Origin of the sequence: Streptomyces sp. RLB3-17 (genome assembly GCF_007113425.2) — a bacterium.
Taxonomy (GTDB): domain Bacteria; phylum Actinomycetota; class Actinomycetes; order Streptomycetales; family Streptomycetaceae; genus Streptomyces; species Streptomyces mirabilis_D.
In genome coordinates this window covers 10,985,183-11,007,555 of sequence record NZ_CP041610.2, presented here as the reverse complement: position 1 = coordinate 11,007,555, position 22,373 = coordinate 10,985,183, and the positions used below count along the sequence as shown (strand labels likewise).

19 protein-coding genes and 4 pseudogenes are annotated in these 22,373 nt (G+C 68.8%); 12 read left to right on the top strand and 11 right to left on the bottom strand.

What is annotated here, in order from left to right:
- Window positions 1-82 precede the first annotated feature (82 nt).
- Window positions 83-652, bottom strand: a complete 570-nt coding sequence (locus FNV62_RS49555; protein WP_143652434.1) for a TetR/AcrR family transcriptional regulator C-terminal domain-containing protein — start codon at window positions 650-652, stop codon at window positions 83-85.
- On the opposite strand from FNV62_RS49555, the gene FNV62_RS49550 reads away from it, so the two are divergent.
- A complete protein-coding gene (locus FNV62_RS49550) occupies window positions 651-1,766 on the top strand; it encodes an FAD-dependent oxidoreductase (RefSeq protein ID WP_225900674.1) in 1,116 nt (371 codons plus the stop codon). The two genes, FNV62_RS49555 and FNV62_RS49550, sit on opposite strands and share 2 nt — an antisense overlap.
- Window positions 1,767-1,841: 75 nt before the next feature.
- The gene (locus FNV62_RS49545; protein WP_143629943.1) at window positions 1,842-2,459 is read left to right on the top strand and encodes a site-specific integrase; all 618 of its coding nucleotides are present in this window, start codon (window positions 1,842-1,844) and stop codon (window positions 2,457-2,459) included.
- Window positions 2,460-2,475: 16 nt separating this feature from the next.
- Here FNV62_RS49545 and FNV62_RS49540 read toward each other — a convergent pair whose 3' ends face one another.
- Both FNV62_RS49540 and FNV62_RS49535 read right to left on the bottom strand, forming a co-directional pair.
- Complete coding sequence (locus FNV62_RS49540) at window positions 2,476-2,613, bottom strand: hypothetical protein (RefSeq protein WP_164331885.1); 138 nt, start codon at window positions 2,611-2,613, stop codon at window positions 2,476-2,478.
- A 13-nt stretch (window positions 2,614-2,626) separates the two neighbouring features.
- Window positions 2,627-3,766, bottom strand: a complete 1,140-nt coding sequence (locus FNV62_RS49535; protein WP_143629941.1) for a PucR family transcriptional regulator — start codon at window positions 3,764-3,766, stop codon at window positions 2,627-2,629.
- Between the two features lie 87 nt (window positions 3,767-3,853).
- On the opposite strand from FNV62_RS49535, the gene FNV62_RS49530 reads away from it, so the two are divergent.
- From FNV62_RS49530 to FNV62_RS49520, 3 genes and pseudogenes are all read left to right on the top strand, one after another.
- Complete coding sequence (locus FNV62_RS49530; protein WP_143604542.1) at window positions 3,854-4,909, top strand: ferredoxin reductase; 1,056 nt, start codon at window positions 3,854-3,856, stop codon at window positions 4,907-4,909.
- 7 nt (window positions 4,910-4,916) lie between these two features.
- Window positions 4,917-6,035, top strand: a complete 1,119-nt coding sequence (locus FNV62_RS49525; RefSeq protein WP_143610612.1) for a fatty acid desaturase family protein — start codon at window positions 4,917-4,919, stop codon at window positions 6,033-6,035.
- A 432-nt stretch (window positions 6,036-6,467) separates the two neighbouring features.
- Window positions 6,468-6,761 (top strand): annotated as a pseudogene (locus FNV62_RS49520) (ATP-dependent DNA ligase); the annotation flags it as partial.
- Between the two features lie 151 nt (window positions 6,762-6,912).
- Here FNV62_RS49520 and FNV62_RS49515 read toward each other — a convergent pair.
- The 3 genes and pseudogenes from FNV62_RS49515 to FNV62_RS49505 all read right to left on the bottom strand — a co-directional run.
- Complete coding sequence (locus tag FNV62_RS49515) at window positions 6,913-7,098, bottom strand: hypothetical protein (RefSeq protein ID WP_143604540.1); 186 nt, start codon at window positions 7,096-7,098, stop codon at window positions 6,913-6,915.
- Window positions 7,099-7,202: 104 nt separating this feature from the next.
- Window positions 7,203-8,129, bottom strand: coding sequence for an immunity 49 family protein (locus FNV62_RS49510; protein WP_225900673.1), 927 nt, complete (start codon window positions 8,127-8,129; stop codon window positions 7,203-7,205).
- Between the two features lie 415 nt (window positions 8,130-8,544).
- A pseudogene (locus tag FNV62_RS49505) lies at window positions 8,545-8,955 on the bottom strand (integrase catalytic domain-containing protein); the annotation flags it as partial.
- Window positions 8,956-9,362: 407 nt separating this feature from the next.
- On the opposite strand from FNV62_RS49505, the gene FNV62_RS49500 reads away from it, so the two are divergent.
- On the top strand, window positions 9,363-10,316 hold the full coding sequence (locus FNV62_RS49500; protein ID WP_143629939.1) for a terpene synthase family protein: 954 nt from the start codon (window positions 9,363-9,365) through the stop codon (window positions 10,314-10,316).
- A 1,007-nt stretch (window positions 10,317-11,323) separates the two neighbouring features.
- Here FNV62_RS49500 and FNV62_RS49490 read toward each other — a convergent pair.
- The gene (locus FNV62_RS49490; protein ID WP_143629937.1) at window positions 11,324-11,758 is read right to left on the bottom strand and encodes a GNAT family N-acetyltransferase; all 435 of its coding nucleotides are present in this window, start codon (window positions 11,756-11,758) and stop codon (window positions 11,324-11,326) included.
- A gap of 104 nt (window positions 11,759-11,862) precedes the next feature.
- Between FNV62_RS49490 and FNV62_RS49485 the strand changes: the two genes are divergently transcribed.
- A complete protein-coding gene (locus tag FNV62_RS49485; RefSeq protein ID WP_143610609.1) occupies window positions 11,863-12,231 on the top strand; it encodes a hypothetical protein in 369 nt (122 codons plus the stop codon).
- 33 nt (window positions 12,232-12,264) lie between these two features.
- On the opposite strand, the pseudogene FNV62_RS49480 reads toward FNV62_RS49485, so the two are convergent.
- A pseudogene (locus FNV62_RS49480) lies at window positions 12,265-13,132 on the bottom strand (IS5 family transposase).
- 98 nt (window positions 13,133-13,230) lie between these two features.
- On the opposite strand from FNV62_RS49480, the gene FNV62_RS49475 reads away from it, so the two are divergent.
- Window positions 13,231-14,313: an IS630 family transposase gene (locus tag FNV62_RS49475; protein WP_205523262.1), complete on the top strand. Its 1,083-nt coding sequence runs from the start codon at window positions 13,231-13,233 to the stop codon at window positions 14,311-14,313.
- 138 nt (window positions 14,314-14,451) lie between these two features.
- Here the strand turns inward: FNV62_RS49475 and FNV62_RS49470 are convergent.
- Window positions 14,452-15,093: pseudogene (locus FNV62_RS49470) on the bottom strand (hydrolase); the annotation flags it as partial.
- Window positions 15,094-15,383: 290 nt separating this feature from the next.
- On the opposite strand from FNV62_RS49470, the gene FNV62_RS49465 reads away from it, so the two are divergent.
- The 3 genes from FNV62_RS49465 (at window position 15,384) to FNV62_RS49455 (ending at window position 19,264) form a co-directional block, all read left to right on the top strand.
- Window positions 15,384-16,487, top strand: coding sequence for an LLM class flavin-dependent oxidoreductase (locus FNV62_RS49465; RefSeq protein WP_060897788.1), 1,104 nt, complete (start codon window positions 15,384-15,386; stop codon window positions 16,485-16,487).
- 137 nt (window positions 16,488-16,624) lie between these two features.
- A complete protein-coding gene (locus FNV62_RS49460; RefSeq protein WP_143629934.1) occupies window positions 16,625-17,059 on the top strand; it encodes a tetratricopeptide repeat protein in 435 nt (144 codons plus the stop codon).
- A 216-nt stretch (window positions 17,060-17,275) separates the two neighbouring features.
- A complete protein-coding gene (locus FNV62_RS49455; protein ID WP_225900672.1) occupies window positions 17,276-19,264 on the top strand; it encodes a protein kinase domain-containing protein in 1,989 nt (662 codons plus the stop codon).
- A gap of 27 nt (window positions 19,265-19,291) precedes the next feature.
- On the opposite strand, the gene FNV62_RS49450 is transcribed toward FNV62_RS49455, so the two are convergent.
- Window positions 19,292-19,732 carry a WD40 repeat domain-containing protein gene (locus FNV62_RS49450; protein WP_164331884.1) on the bottom strand — a complete coding sequence of 147 codons (441 nt, stop codon included), beginning with the start codon at window positions 19,730-19,732 and terminating at the stop codon, window positions 19,292-19,294.
- Window positions 19,733-19,909: 177 nt separating this feature from the next.
- Here FNV62_RS49450 and FNV62_RS49445 point away from each other — a divergent pair, with 177 nt between their 5' ends.
- Window positions 19,910-20,839 (top strand): S-4TM family putative pore-forming effector, encoded by a 930-nt coding sequence (locus FNV62_RS49445; protein WP_164331883.1) that lies wholly within the window; start codon window positions 19,910-19,912, stop codon window positions 20,837-20,839.
- A 42-nt stretch (window positions 20,840-20,881) separates the two neighbouring features.
- Here the strand turns inward: FNV62_RS49445 and FNV62_RS49440 are convergent, their stop codons facing one another.
- Window positions 20,882-22,309 carry an alkaline phosphatase family protein gene (locus FNV62_RS49440; RefSeq protein WP_143629927.1) on the bottom strand — a complete coding sequence of 476 codons (1,428 nt, stop codon included), beginning with the start codon at window positions 22,307-22,309 and terminating at the stop codon, window positions 20,882-20,884.
- Between the last annotated feature and the right edge of the window lie 64 nt (window positions 22,310-22,373).

The following is a 22,373-nucleotide window of genomic DNA, read 5'->3' as shown; positions in this document are numbered from 1 at the left end:
GACGTGAGGTCAGTATCGTCAGTGCAAGCGGTCATCCGTGAGCGGTCTGCCTTCAGGCGGGCCATCGCCGATGCAATTGGGGTCAGCGGACGCGCCGGTCGATGAGTGCGGCCAAGCCGTCCAGGATGCGCTGTAGGCCGAACTCCCATGCCTGGTCCTGCCCGTGAGATTGGGCTGCCGAAGTGAGGGCCGCGGTGAGGGCGGGAAATCGCTCGCCATGTGCTTGCATCAGGTTGCCGAGAAGGGCGCCCAGTTGGGCCTCGGGGTTGCCCGCGGGGCCTGTAGCGCGGGCCTGCTGGGTGATACCGCGTACGTAACCGACCAGTAGGGCAGCCGCGTCCATCCGTTCGGCGCCGCTCAGCCCTGTGCCATCCAGGGCGGAGACGGCACGCTCCAGCCAGGACAGTTCCGCGGGTCCCATGATCCTCGGCCCGACGGTGGCGTCCAGCGCCCAAGGGTGCTGGCGAAAGACGTCGAACAGCTGGCCGGCCCATTCCTCCAGTTGCTCCCGCCAGCCACCGTGTCTCACCTTCACCGGCGGGTAGGGGCCGATCGCGGCTTCCACCATCAGAGCGACCAGCTCGGCCTTACCCGGCACGTACCGGTACAGCGCCATCTTGGTCACGCCCAGTTGCGCGGCGACTCGGTGCATGGACACCGCCGCCAATCCGGCCCCAGCTCTGCGCGGTGGTGGTCAGGCCGTCGACTTCCGTGGCGAAACGCACCGGACCGTGCTGCATCGCATGGGCCTGACTCCCGAACTGCGTCGCGTCGAGACAGGCGGCAGCCCGATGCGCTTCGTCGACGAACGCGGCCGGACACTGCTGCACCTGCCGGCCGAGTTCGCCGGCGGCGAGATAGAGGTGCTCCGCGGGGATCTGGCCCAGGTGCTGTACGAGCACAGCCGCCCCCACACCAAGTACATCTTCGGCGACTCGATCACCCGCCTCACTGAGACGCCCTCCGGCGTGCGGGTCGACTTCCAGCAGGGAGTCTCACGGGACTTCGACCTGGTCATCGGCGCGGACGGATTGCACTCCAACGTCCGTCGCCTCGCCTTCGGCCCAGAGGAGGACTATGTGAGCCACCTCGGCTACTACGCCGCCACCTGGCAGCTGCGCAATGACCTGGGCGTGCGAAAGGGGTCGGTGGGATACAACGTGCCGGGGCGTTTCGCTTCCGTGGGAGCCGACCACCGGGACCCTGCACAGGCGGGGGCGTTCGTCGTCTTCGCCGCGCCTGAACTGTCGTACGACCGCCATGATCCCGAACAGCAGAAACGCCTGATCGACAACGCGTTCGCCGGTCTCGGCTGGGAGGTGCCCAGCCTGCTCGCCTCACTGCGGCAGGCCCCCGACCTGTACTTCGACTCGATCAGCCGCGCAGACGTAGATACCTGGTCCACAGGGCGCGTATGCCTCGTCGGTGCTGCCGCCTGCGGGGCCACCATCGGCGGCATGGGGACGGGAACCGCGGTGGTCGCCGCCTACGTGCTGGCCGGCGAACTCGCGCGAGCCCAGGGCGATTACCGGGCGGCCTTCACCCGGTACGAAGGCAGGGTTCGGAAGTACGCCCAGACCTGCCAGGCAGGCGGCGACCGCACCGGTAGGTTCCTCGCCCCCGGCACCGCCACCCGCATACGTCTCCGCAACACCCTGCTGTCCCGCCCCTTGTTCCTGAACGGAATGCTCAAGCTGGGGGAGAAGATCAGCAGCACTGTGGACCTGCCCGACTATCCGGTTGCCACCAGCCGCGTCGTGCGATGACTTGATCACGGCGGACGCCCGAAAGCCGTCGGTTCTCCGGACGCGAGCCGAGCATCGAGGTTTGCGCTTGGTGGAATGGCCCAGCCGAACCGGCACCTCGCCCTACTGCGTGCCGCTTGCCGGGAGTGCCAACTCGGGCGACTGCTGCGAAGCGCACGCTGGAAGGCCGACGAGGTGCGCGACGAAGTGCATTCCTACGTGCTGGACCGCCTCGACGACCCCCGCGACCGCCTCATGGTCGCCCTCGTCGCCATCTACGCCCTCCTCCCCGGACAAATCGCCCACCTCAGGCGAACCGACCTCGACCGCAGCAAGGGCCGCCTGCGCCCGCGCAGGGTGGGACGCCTGGACCACGTCATCTACCTCGACGCCTTCACCCTGCGGCTGGCCACAGCGTGGGAACTCCAGCGCCACCGTCGCTGGCCCGATGGCTCCAACCCCCACTTCTTCGTCACCCGCAACACCGCCGTCGACGACTCCGGCCCGCCCATCAGCGCCGGCGTGGTCCAGCACCTCTTCCAACGAGTCGGCCTGCCAGCCGGCCGCCTACGCGTGGACCGAATCGTCGACGAGGCGCGCAACAGCGCCGACCCCGTCCGGCTGATGCAGCTCTTTGGCCTGTCCAACCTCTCCGCCACCCGCCACGTCCTGTCGGCACACCCAGACAAGAAGAACGGCCCCATCGCCCCGTGAGGCCCGCCCGGTCCGATCAGCTGCGCAGGGGACCGTCGCTGAACAAGCACTCGGAGAGGACCAGCTTGAAGTCGTCGACGCGGTAGAGGAGTTCGGCCGGGCGGCCTTGTCGGCCCGGCGACGCGCGCGGCCCTGCCGTCGCGCGCGAGGACACCCGAGGCACCGCGTCAGCTGACCCGAAGACCGACCGCCAGCGTCAGTTCAAGGACCCGGTGTGGCGATGCGAGATCCGGAAACAGCTCCCGCAGCTGCGACATCCGGTACCGGACCGTCTGGGGATGGACGAACAACGCCGCCGCCACCTCGTCCCGCCTGCCCTGGTGCAGCAGCCACGCCCGCAACGTCTCCTCCAGCCGCTGTGCGGTCGCGACAGGCAAGGTCCGCAACGGTGCGAGGGCTCGGGCACGCAGGTCTGCGAACGCGTCCACGTCGGCGCTCAGCACCAGCTCGGGCAGGTGGTCCTCGGTGTCGCGAATATCAGAGGAGAGGGAGCGCGCGCGTACGGCTCGTGCGTACGAGGCGGACACACGAGTCCATGGCCGAGCCGGGCCGACCACGGCAGTGCGGTCGGTCAGCTGCCGCAAGAGATGTGATCGGTCGGCATCGGGGACGAGCAGCACACCGGTGGCGTCCGGCAGATCGTCGAGGACGAGGGTGCTCGGGTCGAGCGCGCGGTAGGCAGGCCGGGCCTGGGCGGCGGGCAGCAGAACCGCGGTCAGCGAAACCGGAGGCTGCCACCCGGCCCGTTGACCAGAGGCCAGCAGCACGTCCAGGCTCGCGCCGGCGAGGAGGTCGCGGGCCAGGTGTTCCAGGTGGCGCTCGTGGGCCCTGCCCCGGGCGACCAGTTCGTCGGCGTGGCCCGCGGCGCTCGCGGCGGAGAGCTCGTCGATGTAGGCGAAGGTCAGCTCGGCGAACTTGGCGACTTCGGCGGCGGGCAGACCTGCGGGTACGGCACCCGCTGCCAGGCATCGCCAGGCCACGCGGGCGCCGACGCGGTAGGCGCTGAGTAGGGCGTCCATCGAACGGCCGTCGCGCACCTCGCCGCGGCCCAGCTCGTAGGCTGCGTCACCGGCGTCGCCGCCTGTGGCGTTCCCGCTCGCGAGGTCCAGGTAGTGCCCCAGGGCGGTGCGGACGGCTCGGCGGATGGTGCCGCCCATGCGGCCCGAAAGGGCGTTGGCGTAGGGAGGGACCTCGTCGATGATCGCCTGGACGACCTCGTCGGCGGTGGTCTTCAGCGCGGCCCGAAGTGCGGTGACCGTCGTCTCATCGAGGGCCAGTTCGCTGGCCCTCCGGATTGCATGGCTCACGTTTTTGTTCCCTGCGAACAATTCAGCCGACCAGATTTACGTCCTGCGGTCAGGACTTTACGCCTTGAGGCGCAGCAAGCTGGTGTCATGACGAGTGCAGCCCTCCGCAGCAGGGCGTGGAAACTGCTGGAGATGGTCACGACGCCGCTGTTGCCGTCGGACTACCTCGACCTGGTCAGCCCGCTGCGTGCGGGCGCTGACCTGCGTGGGCGCATCGAGGCCGTGCACCCCGAGACGGGTGACGCCGCGACCATCGTGATCAGGCCGGGACGGGGCTGGCGCGGCCACACAGCCGGTCAGTACGTGCGGATCGGGGTCGACGTCGACGGGGTGCGCCTGTGGCGTGCCTACTCCATCACCTCGCCGACAAAACGCCAGGACGGCCGCGTCACGATCACCGTGAAGGCGATCCCGGACGGCAAGGTCAGCAACCACCTGGTCCGCAGGGCGAAACCGGGCACGCTGATCCAGCTCGACCAGCCGACCGGTGACTTCGTGCTGCCGCAGGCCAAGCCCGCCAAGGTGCTCTACCTGACGGCCGGCAGCGGCATCACGCCCGTGATGGGCATGCTGCGCGACATCGAGTTCGACGACGTCGTCATGGTCCACTGCGCGCCACAGCCGCAAGACGTGATCTTCCGCAACGAACTGCACGACCTGGTCGCGGACAAGAAGCTGCGGCTCACCGAGGTGCACACCGACACGGACGGCATGCTCGACATCGCCCGTCTCGACGAACTCGTGCCCGACTGGGCCGAGCGCGAGACCTGGGCTTGCGGGCCCGCGGGCCTGCTCGACGCCGCCGAAGAGCACTGGACCGAGCACGGCGTACAAGAACGCCTGCACACCGAACGCTTCCGCCCCAGCATCGTCGTCGCCGGCGACGGCGGCGAGGTCACGTTCAGCGCCACCGGCAAGACCGTCGACGCGGACGGCGCCACGCCGTTGCTGGACATCGGCGAGGAGGCCGGCGTGCTCATGCCCTCCGGGTGCCGCATGGGCATCTGCTTCGGCTGCGTCACGCCGCTCAAGGCGGGCGCCGTCCGCGACCTGCGCACCGGCGAGATCACCGAGGCCGAGCCGGGCGTCCTCATCCAGACCTGCGTGTCCGCCGCGGCGGGCCCCTGCGACATCGAACGGTAGGAGCACCTTGACCGCCATCGACCCCACCGCCCACCTGACCGCGGAGCAGATCGAGGAGCTTGGCCGCGAGCTGGACGCGATCCGCGACGAGGTGATCGCCGGCCGCGGCGAGAGAGACGCCGCCTACATCCGCAAGGTCATCTCGGCACAGCGCAAGCTCGAGCTGGTCAGCAGGGGCGTGCTGCTGTTCTCGATCTTCCCGCCCGCGTGGCTGCTCGGCACCGCCGGTCTGTCCGTGGCGAAGATCATGGACAACATGGAGATCGGCCACAACATCCTGCACGGCCAGTGGGACTGGATGCGGGACCCGAAGATCCACTCCACCACCTGGGAGTGGGATCACGTCTCGCCGTCCGAGCAGTGGAAGCACTCGCACAACGAGCTGCACCACACGTACACCAACGTGATCGGCAAGGACAACGACCTCGGCTACGGCATCATGCGCGTCGACGAGGACCAGAAGTGGCACCCGTTCCACCTCGGCCAGCCGCTGTGGAACTTCCTCAACGCCTGCTTCTTCGAGTACGGCATCGCCGCGTACGACCTGGAGCTCGGCAAGAACCTGCAGAAGCGCCGCCGCAAGGACCCGGAGTTCCGCGCGCGGGCCAGGGCCGTGGGCCGCAAGATCCGCAAGCAGGTGCTCAAGGACTACGTGATCCACCCGCTGCTGTCGGGCCCGTCTTTCCTCACCACGCTCGCCGCCACGTTCACCGCGAACCTGGTCCGCAATCTCTGGACCCACTCGGTGATCATGTGCGGGCACTTCCCCGAGGGCGTGCAGGTCTTCGAGCGCCGGTCGATCCAGGGCGAGACACGCGGCCAGTGGTACCTGCGCCAGATGATGGGCTCGGCGAACATCAGCGGCAGCAGGGCCATGCACTTCATGACCGGCAACCTGTCGCACCAGATCGAGCACCACCTGTTCCCGGACCTGCCAAGCAACCGGTACGCCGAGGTCGCGGTGAAGGTGCGCGCGCTGTTCGAAAAGTACGAGCTGGAGTACGTCACCGGGCCGCTGCCCAAGCAGGTGTTCTCCGCGTGGCGCAAGGTCTTCCGGCTCTCGCTGCCGAACAAGAAGCCCAAGGTCAAGACGCCGGACCGCGAGCAGGAGCTCGTCGCGGCCTGATTCCCGGTATTGGTTCAGATCTTTCGGCCGTACCGGCGGCACCGCCGGGTTCGGTGAGATCCGTTGCGGACGGTGGGCGGCCGCGACATCAGACCGTACGACACGGGATCCGGGCAGCCCGGTGTCCGGCTGCGCTGCCTGGACGTGCGCCAGGAGCTCAGCACACAGCCCCCGGCGAGGCGTTGTAGTGCGCTGACCTGTCGTGGTCGGGCCGGTGGTCGGGTGCGTACGCGCACTCGGTTTGCCGACGGGCGGGCTGGGTGGAAGGCATGGGCTGTGACGTGGACACCGCCGGAACCGATGCTCGCAGCCCCTGTGTCCGACCCTGCGCTGCTGCCGGGGTGGGCGGGTGAGCCGAAGTAAGACAGGTGGCAGGCCCTCGTCTCTATCGACGCGGGGCGGGTGGTACTGCGCTCGAGGCGCGGCACCGAGATGGGGCCGGCCTTCCCCGAGGTAGTCGCCGGGACTGCGCAGCTGCCGGACGCGACAGCGCTGGACGGCGAGCTGGTCGTATGGGACGCCGCGGGCCGCCCCGCGTTCGAGCGGTTACAGAACCGGCTTGCCCGGCGCGGTGCCGGAGCCGCCCGGGCAGCGGAGGAGTGGCCGGCTCACTTCGTCGCGTTCGATCTGCTGAGGCTGTCCGGGCCGGACACGACCGGATGGCCGTACCGGCGGCGCCGGGCCGCGCTGGAGTCCGTGTTCACCGCCCGCCAGCTGTCGACGCCGTGGGCACCGTGCCCGTCGACCACCGAGGCCGACGTCGTGCGCGAGTGGCTGACGTGGTCGTCGGTCGGGATGGAGGGGTGGTCTTCAAGAGGCTGGACGGAAGCCCGGGGCCTCGTGCCGCCGGCACTGCGCCGTGCAGCATCCCCGGCCGCTACCGGCGGCGCGGGGCGGTGGCCCGGATCTCCGCCAGGACAACGCCGGTGGCTGGGTCATGGTGCACCGGCAGATACAGGCCCCGGTCGGCGTCGCCAGCGGTGAGCCAGTCCCCGTCCCACGCCCCCAGGGTCGTCGACAGTTCACGGCCGCCGAGCGGGCCGCCCACGAGTCGCACGATCACAGCAGTACCTCCTCCGGCGGGGCTCTCCCGCCTCACCCCTTAGAGGGGCTCAGCGCCTGTGAACAAGCCCCCGTCGTCTGCCCGTAGGGGCAGGCGGGGGTTGTTCAGGTGACGGCTGTGGCGGAGGCGTTCAATAGCGAGGCAGGCAGATAGCCGGACTTGATCCGCAGGTTCCAGCCGTGCACCTGCACGGCGAGCGCGGCCAGGGCGATTGCACCCAGCGGCATCAGGCTCCGGGGCGCGGGATCCTCGCCGACGCCGACGCGGTACTCCACCAGGCGTTGGTGCAGCGCGTACTCGAAGGCGGCCTGGTCGTCCCGGAGCAGGATGCGCAGCAGCCGCTGGTCGGGGCTCGTCGCGCCGGCGGCGTCCAGAGCCAGCGCCGCGTCCAGCCGCTCGTCGATGGATGGCTTGCACAGCGTCACCTGCGGCCAGTCCCGGGGCAGATGGCCCGGGGACGGGGTCAGGTAGCCGCACAGGGCGTCCATGTGCGCGAGGTCGGCCGGATCGGAGATCGAGTCCCGCTGCGCGTAGGGCAAGTTCTTATGCAGCATTGGGGCGTATTCCTGTCGGAGTAGCAGCCCGAACACCCGCTCCCAGTCCCTCACCAGGCCGCTGGCCACACAGATGTCAAACGCTTCGACCCAGGTGCGGGCGGTGACCGTGTCGGTCGCGTCCCGCATCTCGTCGAAGTCCTTCTCCTCGCTGCTGAAGCGCGTGTGGGTCAGCGGGAAAGGGATCTCCCAGTCGCCGCCCGGGCAGCAGCCCAGCTCCAGTACGCCGAAGAGGGATTCGGCCGCCGTGGTCAGGGCGAGCCGGGTGCGTTCGTCCTGCAGGTCGGGATCGTGCACGCTGCGTGCGGCGACATGGTCGAGCAGCTCGTAGCCGAGCTCCGACAGCATCTCCCGCAGCGGGTACTCGTGGTAGTAGACGTCCTCGAAACGGCGCTGAACACGGTCCGCTTTGTCGCCGAGGGCCTGCTCCAAGCGCTGCTGGCTCACCGGATGGCGCGGCATGTCGTTGATCCCCATCCGTTCATCCTGTCAGTCGCCACCGACAACCCGGCCCTCAGAACCTGTGAACAGACCCCCGGCTGCGTCGTGGTGTGTGTGGTGGTGGAAGTCGGCGTCGCCCGCGACGCTGCCGGTCAGTGGCGCCACCCCGCACCGACCTCTCCCCCGCCGACGTCCCGCACCACGATGCCCGCGTGATCGATACGCAAGCAGCCCCGGCCGGGGCTGTCGACGTGCGTGGTCGTGAAGGGCGGTCGCCTACGCGGCGAAAGACGGCTTCCTCTCCCGCGACATGGTCGGCCTGGGCATCACCCACGTCGAGACGGCCATCGTCAGCCGCGCCACCAAACGCACCCCCGCGCCAGTCCAGCCGGTACCGGATGGCCAGGGCAGCGTGAACGCAGCGTCGAAGACCTTCAACTGACAACGGCCCGTAGCCGGGCAGCGCGGTCAGGAACATGCTCTCCACCGCCCGGTTCAGGCCCTCCACGGTGCCCTTGAGGTGAGGGGTGTAGGCGGGCAGGTCCTCCACCGTCACGTCCAGGAGACCGAACGCGGCAGTGACCGTCCTGGACAGGAAGTCCTTGCCACGGTCCACCCGTACCTTCTCCGGCAGACCGCCGAACGGACCGTAGGGGTCCTCGCGCAGGACCGCAGAGCGCAGCGCCGCCAGCACCGACTCCCGCGACGGATCTCCCGGCATGACGGCCACCCCCGTGATCGCGTTCGTCGCGCCGTCGGTGAACCAGGTGATCCACGGCCTGCGGGCCTCGCCATCGACATCGACCAGCACCGGGGCCTGGACGTGATCGGTCTCCCACACCTGGTTGCGCCAGCCGCGCGGCCACACCACCCCCGGAACCAGCAACTTCAGGGTGAAACGGGCTCACTGACCTCAACACGACCGTTGCCGTGCCCGGTTGCGATCGCAGCGAAGCACTCTCCTACGTCCCCGCCGCCCCACGACCCGGGCAGCTCCTCCACGCGCCGCCCGTACCGGGACTGTCCGGGTCGTCATGCGCAGGCCTTCGCGGCCAATGCCTCGACTCTCCGGGGAGATTCCGGGCGTCCGGTCGCGGCTGGGTGGGTAAGAGGCGGTCGGCGGGGATGGCCGACCAGACATGGTCCTTGCCCGGGTGGTCATCGGGCCGGGAGGGGGTTCCCGTGGGAGAAACGCCTGCCAGCGCAAGTAACGGGACCGGGGCGCGGGCCGTCCGCGCCGATACCGTGCAAGGATTTGCTGCCCCTGCCGTGCAGATCTCCGGGCCCTCGCTGCTCAATCCGGGCCTGCCGCAGGTGGAGCCGCACGTCACCGCCTGGGCGCAGGAGTCGGGGCTGCTGTCCGCGGAGGCGGCCGAGCAGGCCCGCAGGGAGTGCCATACCGCCTTCGCCGGACGAGTTTGGCCATGGGCACCACCGGAACGGCTGGCCGAGCTGTCCCGCCTGGTCCTGTGGATGTTCGTCGTCGACGACCGGAGCGACGCCCACCGGGCCGCATCCGGAACGGTCGACGCGGAGCTGGAGGCCATGGTCTGCGCCGTCACCGGCGGGAAGCGCGCCGTGCCCGAACCGGCGCCGGCGACCGTACGCGTCCTGGCGGAGGTGGTGCCGCGGGTGGCCGGCTGCATGGGCCCCGCATGGCGCGCTCGATTCATTCGGCATCTGGCGGAATGGATAGGCACCAACCGGGACATGATCCAGCGCCGTGCGGACCGCAGCGTGCCGGCGCCGCAGGCCTATATCTGCTGGCGGCGGGTGTCCGGAGCGGTGGGCTGGTGCTTTGACCTCATCGAGTACGCGCAGGACGCGGAGCTGGCCGAGCCGGTGTGGTCCTCGCCGGCCTGTCGCCGGCTGCGGGATACCGCCGCGGATGTCATCTGCTGGACCAACGATCTGTTCTCTGTGCGTAAGGAGCTGCTCAGCGGCGAAACGAGCAACCTGGTGGTGGTATTGCAGCATCATCGCTGTCTGGCGCTGCAGGAGGCTGTGGACGAGGCGCACCGGTGGCTGTCCTGGCGTATCGCCGAACTGCCTGTCGCGACGGGCAATCTGCAGGCTGCCGCCTTGACCATGGGCCTGGCGCCGGATGAGCAGGCGGCGGTCGGCCGGTATGTGGAGGGCATCGGTGCGTGGGCTCGTGGTTTTCTCGACTTCTGCGAGGAGTCTGCGCGGTATGCCGAGGCCGGTCGCCCGGGGTCCGGGTAGCAGGCCGCTGCCCGGGGCATTTCGCTGGCAGGGCCTGAGGGCGTCCTCCCCGGCCAGCCGCTGTCGTTCTGAGACGGCGACCGTTGCCATGTGGGGCTTCAACAGACTCGAAGCCCGCTCGTTGACCCAGCGGCGCAGGGTGCTGGCGGAGATGCTGTTGCCGTCGGCCATATCGCAAAGCCACTGGTCGTGACGGAGGACGGCCAGGACGATGACCGCGATCCGGCCGGCCGACAGCTTCCGCCACCGCGACCCGATCTTCTTGAGGTGGGCGCGGATCAGGCGGTTGACGGTGGAGATGGTGGCCGTGGACAGCGGGAGGCGGACTTGGTAGACAGGGGCCCCAGCTGGCGCTTCTTCTCCCTCAAGGAGATCCCCGACACGCTGATCGCACCGGAACAGCCCATCCTGGCGGAGTACGCCAAGGTGGCACGGTGACAGGCCCTGCCTCCATGCCTCGACCACCGGAAGATCACACGCCCAGGAATTCCGTTCGCACCGCCAAGCCCTCCCCGAGCGCCTCCGCGCGGTCGGCTCCGAGCGGGCTCCTGTCCCTGTCCCCCGCGTATTTGCCCTGGCTACCGGCCGGTTAGTTGTCCCCTGATGTGGCACATCAGCCGGAGGAATCCGGCGCCACGTCGTCCGTGCGGCCAGTCCCGAGGCCTCGTCACGGGCTCGGCGGCGCTGCGGGGTGGGCTCCAAGGACTCCGCGGGCTCGCAACTCGCCGAGGTCTGGCAGACGGACGCCGGGCAGTGCGTCGAGCAGGTCGGCCTGGGCGGCGCGGATACTCTGCGCGGGAGCCTCGAGGCCGGTGCCAAGAATGCGGCGGGCGGTCACGGTGATCATCGTAGGGGCGGCCCTTGACCGCTAAATGCCGTTCCCCGAAACCGGAAACGACACGGAGGCGGTTACCTCGACGCGGGGTTGGCCGCCTTCGTGCCCGCCGGGGCCGGGGCACTCCGCCTGGACGAAAGACGGCCCGGATCCCGGTTGCCTGCTCTGCGTGTCAGTGGCGCTCGAACCGGGGCACCGGGTGGCGGTAGCCGGCAGATCCGATGTGGCCGCAGACGGGCTCTCGCTGGGCGAAGGCGGCCCCGGTCTCGCGGGCGAGGGCGGGGAAGAACCGCTGGGCATCGGGCGACTGGCCGGTCGTCGTCCAGTGGTAGTCCTGAGCGTCCCTCATCGCGCGCAGGATCAGCCGCCGCCCCAGGCCCTGGCGCTGCCAGTGGTCCGCGATGGAGATCTTCGCGATGTGGCCGCGGCGGCATACGGAGCAGGTGTGCCACGACAGCACTGCCGCATCCCACCCGGTCCGGTCGCACACGCGCAGCACCTCGAAGTCCCCCTCTCGGTGCGCCGGGTAGTACAGCCACAGCTGCTGCCGTAAAGGGTGCCGCAGCAGTATCCACTTCCATTGCCGGTCGGTTAATCCCTCAGGCATTTGTCGTGTCTCCTAGAACGAAACGTCGAAATAGTCGATGTCATTGATGGCGACGCGGCCGCCCGCTGATGTCCGCAGCATGATCGGCCAGTACAGTCGCCCTCATGGCAACACCGGTACTGCGGGCGATCGAGTGGGACGGGACGTCATGGGACGACCCGTCTGACGAACAGCTGCACGATCTGCTGGCCGACATGAGCCTGACCTGGCGATTTGTAGTTGTCCAGCGGCTCGACCTCGAACCTGTCGGCCAGCACTACATGCAGGTCTTTCTCAACGACGACCTCAGCTACCGGGTTGAATACCGCGAGGGTGGCCCAGACAGGCACTTCCAGGCCCGGGTGCCGCGCGAGCACGAGGTGTTCGCCGTGGAACCTGTAGCCGAAGTGCTTCAGGACTGGGCCCGGGGGCGGCCGGGCTGGCGTAAAGCTCTTCCCTGGGCCCCGTGGTCACCGGTGGAAGCAGCGCGATGAACCTCGTGCGGCGCGATGCGCGCCGTTCGGCCCTCACAGCCACTCGTTGATCGCCGCGATGACCACGGTGGCTTCGTAGCGGACGGCGAGGTTGTCGTATCGAGTCGCGACGGCCCGGTGCCTCTTGAGGCGGTTGATTCCGCATTCGCCAGCGTGGCGTTCGCGACCGTCGGCCTTGTTCGGTGGCCTGCCGCCGCGCATGCCACGCTTCTTTCGGTTGCGGATCTGGTCGGTCTTCTCCGGGATGGTGCGGCGGACGCCGCGTCTGCGCAGGTAGGCACGGTTCGAGCGAGAGCCGTACGCCCTATCCGCGCGGACCTTGTGGGGCTTGGTGCGCGGGCGTCCCGGACCGATGCGCGGGACACTGACGCGGTCGAGCACATTCTGGAACTGCGGGCTGTCATGGCGGTGGCCAGCGGTGATGACCAGGGACAGCGGTTTCTGCCCTTGTTCGACCGCGAGATGGAGCTTGGTCGTCAGTCCGCCCCGGGAGCGTCCGAGTCCATGGTTGGCCGGTTCGGTGTCGACGCCGCCGGGCGGTTCTCGTTGGAGAGCCCCCTTTTTCGGGCGCCGGCGGCATGCTGGTGTGCGCGGGCGATGGTGGAGTCGACGCTGACGTCCCAGGTGATCAGCCCGTCGGCGTCGGCCCGGGCCTGGAGCTGTTTGAGGATTCGCTTCCAGGTCCCATCGCGCTGCCAGCGCCGGAACAACCCTAGACGGTTTCCCACGCGCCGTACCTGATCGGCACGTCCCGCCACGGCGCACCCGTCTGTGTCCGTCACCGAATGCCGTCAATCAGCTGCCGCTCGGACCAGACTGGAGGCCGTCCCGGCTTCTTCCCCACCGGCAACACCGGCTCCAGCCTGGCCCACTGCGCGCTCGTCAGATCTCCACGTCCCACGCGGTGATCATTACAGAGCTTGATCGACTTCTAAAACGCACCCTAGTCTTCTGAGTCTGGAATTCTGTTCAGATGTATAGGCTTGCTCTATGGCACGGATGGGGCGGCCGAAGGCCGAGTTGACGCTGTCGGACGAGGAACGGGCCGCACTCGAGGGGTGGGTGCGGCGACATTCCACGCCGCAGGCGTGGGCATTGCGGTGTCGGATCATCCTGGCCTGCGCCGAGGGTGCGTCCAACAAGGACGTGGCTGCTGAACTCGGCTCCACACCTCATGCGGTGGGTCGCTGGCGGGCCCGGTTCGTGCAGTACCGGATCGCCGGTCTAGGCGACATGCCACGTTCCGGTGGCCCCAGGACGGTGACGGACGAACAGGTCGCCGCGGTGGTCGCCAGGACACTGGAATCCACTCCGAAGAACGCGACGCACTGGTCGACGCGGTCGATGGCGAAAGAGATGGGCCTCTCACGGTCGTCGGTGTCACGGATCTGGCGGGCCTTCGGCCTGCAGCCGCACCGATCGGAGACCTTCAAGCTGTCGACCGATCCGTACTTCGTCGACAAGGTCCACGATGTCGTCGGCCTCTACCTGGACCCGCCCGAGCGGGCATTGGTGTTCTGTGTCGACGAGAAGTCGCAGATCCAGGCCCTGGACCGGTCCCAGCCGGTGCTGCCGATGATGCCGGGGGTTCCCGAAAGGGCGACTCACGACTATGTGCGCGCCGGCACCACCACCTTGTTCGCAGCCCTTGAGGTCGCGACCGGCAAAGTGATCGGCTCTCTGCACCGCAGGCATCGGGCCGAGGAGTTCAAGAAGTTCCTGATCAAGCTCGACAAAGAGGTACCTGACGGCCTGGATGTCCACCTCATCTGCGACAACTACGCCACCCACAAGACTCCTGCCATCAAGAAGTGGCTGCTGTCCCACCCCCGCTTCCACCTGCACTTCACACCGACCGGCTCGTCCTGGCTGAACCTCGTCGAGCGATGGTTCGCCGAACTGACCAACAAACAGATACGGCGAGGCGTCCACAGGTCCGTCCAGGCCCTGGAGAAGGACATCCGCAACTGGATCGCCGCATGGAACACCGACCCGAAGCCCTACGTCTGGACGAAGACCGCAGACGAGATCCTCGAACGCCTCGCCAGCTATCTGAACAGGATTCCTGACTCAGGAGACTAGTTGTGCGGGGCGGGCACGGCGGCATCACCCACCGCGCAGCCCCGAGTGATCGCGGTACGACTGGTAGCCGCTTCGCCCGCTGGCGCACAGGATCGCCCTGGTCTCGGCGCGCGGGCCTTCCGCGGTGTCCGTAATGTCAGTTCCCGCGCGGCAGGCGAGAAGCTGCGTCTCCCCGCCGAAGGCGACACCGCCGTACTCCGCCTGGTCCTGGGCCACCACCGGCACGGATTCCTCTTCCCGGGCCCCGTCGCACTGGAGCTCATCCATCAGGGCCGACCAGGTGATCGCAACAACGCCCGCCTGAGCCATGCGCCGGACGGCCCTGTCGTGGGCCTCCTTCGACACACCGCCCGAAGCGTCGGTGACGACGTACACCTCGAAACCCTCACCCGCGGCCTGTATCGCCGACATCGCCACACAGATCTCGGTCCAGAGGCCCGCGATGATCAGCTTCCTGCGCCCGGTCTCCTTGACGGCCTCCACCACACGATCATCCCGCCAGGCGTTGATGAACGTCCTGTCGATCGGCTTCCGCTCCGGGAACACGTCCTGCACTCCCTGGACGAGACAGCCGCCGCGCTCCTCCACCAGGGTCGTCAGAATGGTCGGGACACCGAATGACTTGGCGGTCTCGGCAAGACCGATGACATTGTTGACGATCAGCGTCGGCTCATGGCTGTTCACATGGGCGAAATGGAACGGCTGATGATCGATCAGTACAAGAACGCTCTCCTCAGAGGCCGGCACAGCCCGAGGACCGGTCCTGGCTACCGTGCTCATGGGCTCCCTCTCCGAGTGCGCCGGGAATGCGGTCAGCAGTGGCCCGTCCCGCATGCGCGTGGTGTTCGGCCGACCACGCCCGGCTACGGTCCAGCGAGGTCAGTTAGGTGATGCATCACCTACACTAACCCCGACGCTTGATGTGTCAACCAGATGCCGGAGCCCCTCCGCCACCGAGCAGGGCGTTCATCGTCGCCACCCCGGCCGATCGCCAGACCGATACGGAATACCGGGGCCCGGCGTCATGTTCACCGTGCAGTTGATACATCAACCGTATGGAGATGGGCGCGATGCAGTTCGGGATCTTCACCGTCGGTGACGTGACCACCGATCCGACCACCGGCCGGACACCGACCGAGCAGGAGCGGATCAAGGCGATGGTGACCATCGCGCAGAAGGCCGAGGAGGTGGGCCTCGACGTCTTCGCGACCGGCGAGCACCACAACCGGCCGTTCGTGCCCTCCTCCCCCACCACCATGCTCGGCTGGATCGCGGCACGCACCCACCGCATCATCCTCTCCACGGCCACCACACTGATCACCACCAACGACCCGGTGAAGATCGCCGAGGACTACGCGATGCTCCAGCATCTCGCCGACGGACGCGTCGACCTCATGATGGGCCGCGGCAACACCGGCCCCGTCTACCCCTGGTTCGGCAAGGACATCCGCCAGGGCATCCCGCTCGCCATCGAGAACTACGCCCTCCTCCACCAGCTCTGGCGCCAGGAAACCGTCGACTGGGAAGGCAGATTCCGCACACCCCTGCAGTCCTTCACCTCCACCCCCCGCCCACTGGACGACGTACCCCCCTTCGTCTGGCACGGCTCCATCCGCTCCCCCGAAATCGCCGAACAAGCCGCCTACTACGGCGACGGCTTCTTCGCCAACAACATCTTCTGGCCCAAGGAACACTTCCAAAAGCTCATCAACCTCTACCGCGAGCGCTACGCCCATTACGGCCACGGCACCCCCGAACAGGCCATCGTCGGCGTCGGCGGCCACATCTACATGCACCACAACTCCCAGAACGCCCTACGCGAGTTCCGCCCCTACTTCGACCACTCCCCCCAGATGGGCGGCGGTCCGTCGCTGGAGCAGTACATGGACCAGACGCCACTGACCGTCGGCTCGCCGCAGCAGGTCATCGAGAAGACACTCACCTTCCGCGAGCACTTCGGCCACTACCAACGCCAGCTGTTCAACGTGGACGGCATCGGCATCCCCCTCAAAACCGTGCTGGAACAACTCGACCTCCTCGGCGAAGAAGTCATCCCCGTCCTCCGCGAGGAATTCGCCAAGAACCGACCAGCCGACGTACCCGACGCCCCGACACACACCTCACTGGTCGCCGCCCGCGACGCCGAGCGCATGTCCGCGGGATCGACCGGCTGAGTCCTCGAACCGGGCGAGAGCCCGCTCGTGATGAACACCAGGCCGAAGTCCCGCGGCCGTCGAGAACTTCAGCAGCGGCTGTCCGGCTACGAGAGCGCCGGACAGCCGCCCCACACGACTCCAGGAAGGGAAACGTCGTGATCGACAACCTCAACGACTACCAGCCGAACGGCGACGTCGCGGCCGACCGCTGGGCAACTGCCCGGCATCTCTTCGACAATGGGGTCGGTGTCCCCCACGAGGAGACCACCGTCGAGCGCTGGGAGCGGGCCCAAGCTCGCTTCGAGGCCAAGGACTACGCCGGGGCCGCCAAGCTGCTCGCCGCCGTCGTCGAGGAAGCCCCCGAGCAGACCGGCCCCCGACTGCTGCTGGCCCGCGCGTACTACCACTCCGCCCAACTGCGGCGAGCCGAGGAGCAGTTGCGCGAGATCATCGACCGCGACCCGGTCGAGCACTACGCCCACCTGATGCTCGGACGCACTCTGGAACGCCAGGCACGCCACGACGAGGCCGCCCCCTGGCTCCGCATGGCCGCCGCCTTCACGGGCGAATTCCCGGCCGACACCGTCTGACCGAAGTACGTCTCACCTCCTGCCCGCAGCGACACCTGCGGCTCGAAGCGGCCGGCCCGCCTTGCGTCGGGTGAAATCGACCAACGCTGGGCGGCCGCCGCCGTCCCATCCACACATGCCCTCGGCGCCGCGCGGGATCCGGCCAACTCGCCTGTCGTACAAGTGTGCTGCGCTAATCTCGCGCTCACACGCGTCACGCGAGAGACCAGGAACCCCATGCCAGTGCAGCACCGCAGCCGGTCCGAAATATTGGCCTACGCGGCGGTGGGTATGGAACCGCCGCCCGTGATCCCGCTGCGGAAGAGCGACCCGAGGCAGGCGGGCCCGTACCGGTTGGAGACGGTGCTCGGCAGCGGTGGCATGGGCCGGGTCTATCTCGGGCGGGACACCACCGGCGGTGCAGGTCTGGCCGCGGTCAAGGTGATCCGGCCCGAATACGCGGAAGACCCGCTGTTCCGGAAGCGTTTCGAGCGGGAGGTCGGCGCGTTGGACCGCGTCAAGGGGGCGCACATCGTGCGGCTGATGGGCAGCGGCTGCGATGAGGACCTGGTCTGGGTCGCCACCGAGTACATACCGGGGCCCACTCTCTCGGACGTCGTCACCGAGCGCGGTCCGATCGACGCGGCGGCGGCCTGGCGGCTGCTGGCGGATGTGGGGCGTGCGATCGAGGCCATATGGCGTGCGGGGCTCGTTCACCGCGACCTCAAGCCGTCCAATGTGATCCTGGGGGCCGACGGTGCCCGCGTCATCGACTTCGGCGTCGTCCAGGCCGGCGACGGTACCTCCCTCACCGCCACAGGCCAGAACGTGGGGACCCCCGCCTACATGTCCCCGGAACAGACCAGAGGCCTGGAGGTGACCGCCGCCTCCGACGTCTTCTCCCTGGCCTCCACCCTCACCTACGCCGTCGCGGGGCAGGCGCCGTTCGGCGAGGGCACGGGTGTCGACGTCCTGCACCGGGTGGCCTTCGATGCGCCGCGGGAAGAAGTCCTCGACAAGGTGGCGGACGTCGATGCCGAACTGGCCGCGTTCATCTGGACCTGCCTGGACAAGGACCCCGAGCAACGTCCGTTACCGGAGACGGTGTTCAGGACCGCCATCGGGCACCAGTTGTCGGCGTCGACCGGCGGCCTCTCACATGCCGCACGCAAACGTCCCCCCCAGCGTGCGCCCTTCCAGGGCGAGCGGTCCGAGGCGCTTCCCGCCGCCGCGCCCACCGAATCCCCCGCCCACGGTGCGAAAGCCGCCCCTGCCGCGTCCAGGAAGCGCGGACGGTTCATTGTGGGGGCCGCAACGGCGGCCGTCCTGGTCGCCGCGGGCGTCACCGTGACGCTGCTGCACCAAGGTGACGGCCGGACGTCGGCGGCCACCCGGCCGGAGACATCCCCGGCCGTGTCCGGAAACCCGACCCCGACGCCCAGCACCTCCAAGAGCGCGCCCCCCTCCGCAGCGCCGACGACGGACCGGGCGGCGGGCAAACAGTCGAGTCCGGCCGACGCGCGGAATCCCGCGACCCTGGACCTTCGGTCCGCCGCGTGCGCCGCCGAGATCGCCTCGGGAGCGCATGGCGACTGCGTCAAGGCCCTGCAACTGCTGCTCGCAGGCTACGGACTGCACGTCACGGTCGACGGGCAGTTCGGGAAGGCGACGGTCACCGCGCTCAAGGCCTTCCAGTCCGAGGCCGGGATCGCCGTGAACGGGAAGGCCGACGCGGAGACCAAGAAGCTGCTGTACGGCATGGCGCGCGGGCCGGTGCAGGTCGGTTCGCTGACCGTGACCGAGAGCGTCGACGGCGCCTCGGTCGCCAGGTGTCTCGACGCCCACACCACGGCCGCGGGCGAGGACGGTCCGGACGTCCAGGTGTGGACGTGCAACGGCACAACTGTCCAGAAGTGGGCTCTGCATCGCGTGCCCGGTCAGAGCTCCCAGTACCTCGTCGTCAATCAGGGCAACCACCGCTGCCTGGACGCCGACCTCGGCGCCGTCGGCCAGAACGGCCAGAGGATCCGCGCCGTGAACTGCGACGGGCTGAGCGCCCAGCGGTGGCACCTCGGCGCCTCCGGTCCGTCCGGCGGCCGGACGCTGGTCAGCGTCCCGGACGGCTTCTGTCTGGACGCGGAGGCCACCTCTTCCGGGAAGGACGGTCAACCGGTCCAGGGTTTCGGCTGCGCGGGCAGCACCAACCAGGTGTGGAACTGGTCCTGATACACCGTCAGGAACGGGGGCCCGTGCTCACCGGTCGTCCACCGCATCGGGGGAGATCTCACACGCGTACAGGCCCGCCGAGCCTCCGAGGACGACGCGATGCCCGTACGGGTGGAAGGAACAGGCGGACAGATGGCCGTCCACCCTCAGCCGGCACACCTCGACCGCCGTCCCGATGTCCCACAGATGCGCCGCTCCGTCCATGGTGACGGCCACGAGACTCGTTCCGTCCCGTGACACGGCCACGGACCACATCGCGGATCCGTCGCCCTCCAGGACATGGCGTGGCCGACCCGTGGTGGGACCCCACAGGAGCACCTGTCCGTCGTAACCGGCGGTGGCCAGATGCCTCCAGCGGGGTTCGGCCAGGTCGACCTCACGGTTCCGGGAGCTCGCCGCGGCGCGCAGCACCTCGGACGCCTCGGTCCCGAGCACCACCGTGAGGCGGCGCGTCGCTTCAACCCCCATCCGGCCGACTGTCTTGCAAGCCGTGCTCGCCTGCGGGGTCGTCGGGATCTCTCCCGCCGCGCCGGTGCGATCCCTGCCACCGGTTGCCCGAAGGCATACGCCGGACGGCTCCTGGGCATGTCCCCGGAGTCCGGCCGCATCGGACATTACGGATCTTCTGACTGTCAGGGGGACAGCATGAGTCCACGGACGCTGCTGCCGATCGTCGAGCACCAGAACGATCCGGAGATGCTGCGGCTCCTGCGCGCCGCATCCGCCTCGCACGCACGCGCCCAGCGGCTCGCCTCCGGCCATGTCGTGGTGTCCACGGCGCTGGCGGTCGGCGCGGTGGTCGGCGTCTTCGTGCCCGTGTCGCTGACTCCGCTCAGCCTCGTCGGTCTGGTGTGGGCGGTCGTCTACGCCGTGGGGGCGAGCGCCTGGACGAAGAACGAGTTCCGCAGGGCGGCCCTGCTCCAGGAGACCTTCGACACCAGGTTGTTCGGGCTTCCCTGGAACCACGTGCTCGTCGGCCGTGAGCCGTCCGCCGACGAGATCAGCCGGTTGGCGCGTCACTACCGTGGATCGCCCGCGAGGCTGCGCGACTACTACGAGATCCAGGACCTGCCCCGCCCCTTCGACATCGTCGCCTGTCAGTTGCAGAACCTCGGCTGGGGCTCACGCATCCGCCGTCGCTACGCCGGCTTCGTACGGACGGGTCTCGTCCTGTGGTGCGCGGCGGGAGTGCTGGCCGGTGTGCTGAACCGGATGTCGCTGACCGACGTGCTCATGGACTGGTACGTCCCCTCCCTGGGGCTCCTGCTGCTGGGCGTCGACACCTACCAGGCGCAGCAGGACACGGTGGCCGCGCGGGAGCACGCGCGGAAGACTTTGCTGACGCGGACCGAGCAGTACGCGCGGGCCGGAGCTCTCGAGGCGCAGGCCGTCGGAATGCTGTCGCTGGCGCGGCAGGTGCAGGACGTACTGCTGCAGACCCGGCTGACACAGGCGCGGGTGCCCAACTGGTTCTTCAACCGCTTCCTGGACACCGACCGCGCGGACTTCGCAGCCGCCATGGACGAACTCGGCCGCCTGGTCACCACGCCGACCACCGCCTCCGGACAGGGCTGACCCCGGAGCCGCTGCCCCCGGAGCCCGCGCACCGCGCGGCGGTCAGACGTGTGGCCGATCTCCCGTCTCCTGGTGCGGGAACGACTGGTCGGCGCCCGGAAGGGTGGGTGCGGGAAGTGTCGCCACTCGCGTCTTCGCCTTCTCCAGTTGCTGCACCGTGTCGTCGGGCAGGGGGGGCGGCAGCGGCTGTGGCTGCGTGAAGCGGAAGGCCGAGGTGAAGTCGCCGAAGGCCGCGCGGCGCCAGGCGCTGATGTTCGGTTCCTGGACGCCGGTGAACTGTTCCAGAAACCGCAGTGCCGAGGTGTGGTCGAAGGCCTCCGAGGCCACCCACCCGCCCACCGTCCAGGGCGAGACGATGATCGCGGGGACTCGGAAGCCGCCTCCGATGGGCAGTCCCTGGACGAACTCGTCGGCGGTTCCGGCCGGAGGTGTAGGTGGCGGCACATGGTCGAACAGGCCGTCGTTCTCGTCGTAGTTCAGGATGAAGGCGGTCTTGCTCCAGACCTTGGGGTTGGAGGCGATCGCCTCGATCTTCGACGCGACGAAATCGGCGCCCGCGGCGGGCAGGTAGTCCGGGTGCTCGGACTGAAAGCTCGTCGGCATGATCCAGGAGACGGCCGGCAGCCGGTCGTTCCGCGCGTCGTCCTCGAACGTGCCCTCCGGCTGCGGGCGTACCCCACGCTCGTACAGGTCGGACCCCGGCGCCGCCGCGCGGAAGCTCGCGAACTGCTCCAGCATGTTGCAGTCGTAGTCGTCGTCCTGCTGGTACACCTTCCAGCTGATCCCGGCCGCCTGCAGCCGTTCCGCGTACGTCGTCCACCGGTACGGCGTCGGGGCCGTCTTCGCGATGATCGGCCCGCCCTGTGTGCCACCCGGGTCGATCGTGCCGGTCATCCAGTACAGCCGGTTGGGCCAGGTCGGCCCGAACACCGAGCAGAAGTAGTGGTCGCAGATGGTGAACGTCTCGGCGAGGGCGAACTGGAAGGGGATGTCGTCGCGGGTGTAGTAGCCCATCACGTACGGCCCGTCGACGCCGTCCGCCTTGCGGTGGGCCGGCAGCCAGCGGTCCATCTTCCCGCCGTTCCACGCGTCGTGCTGCACCGACCAGGCGTGGCTGGTGGAGGGGATCGCCTGGGCGCTGGACGTGTGGGTGTCGAGGTGGAAGGGGAGCAGATAGCCCTTCGGGTTCACGGCGTCGGGCTGGTAGAACACCGACCGCCCGGTGTCGAGCTTCAGCGCGTGCGGGTCGGCGAAGCCGCGTACGCCGGACAGGGTGCCGAAGTAGTGGTCGAAGGACCGGTTCTCCTGCATCAGCATGACGACGTGCTCGATGTCGCGGAGCGAGCCGTGTTTCGGCGGCCCGGCCGCGACGGCCTTCTGGACGCTGGGTGGGAGGAGGGAGAGTGCCGCGGCGCCGCCCAGTACACCGGCGGCCGAACCCAGGAGTCTGCGGCGGGTCAACCCTGTCATGAACACCCCTTCTTGAGGTTGCGTCAGCTCTCCGGCGTGCAGGTCGGTCCGCACGCGGACCGAC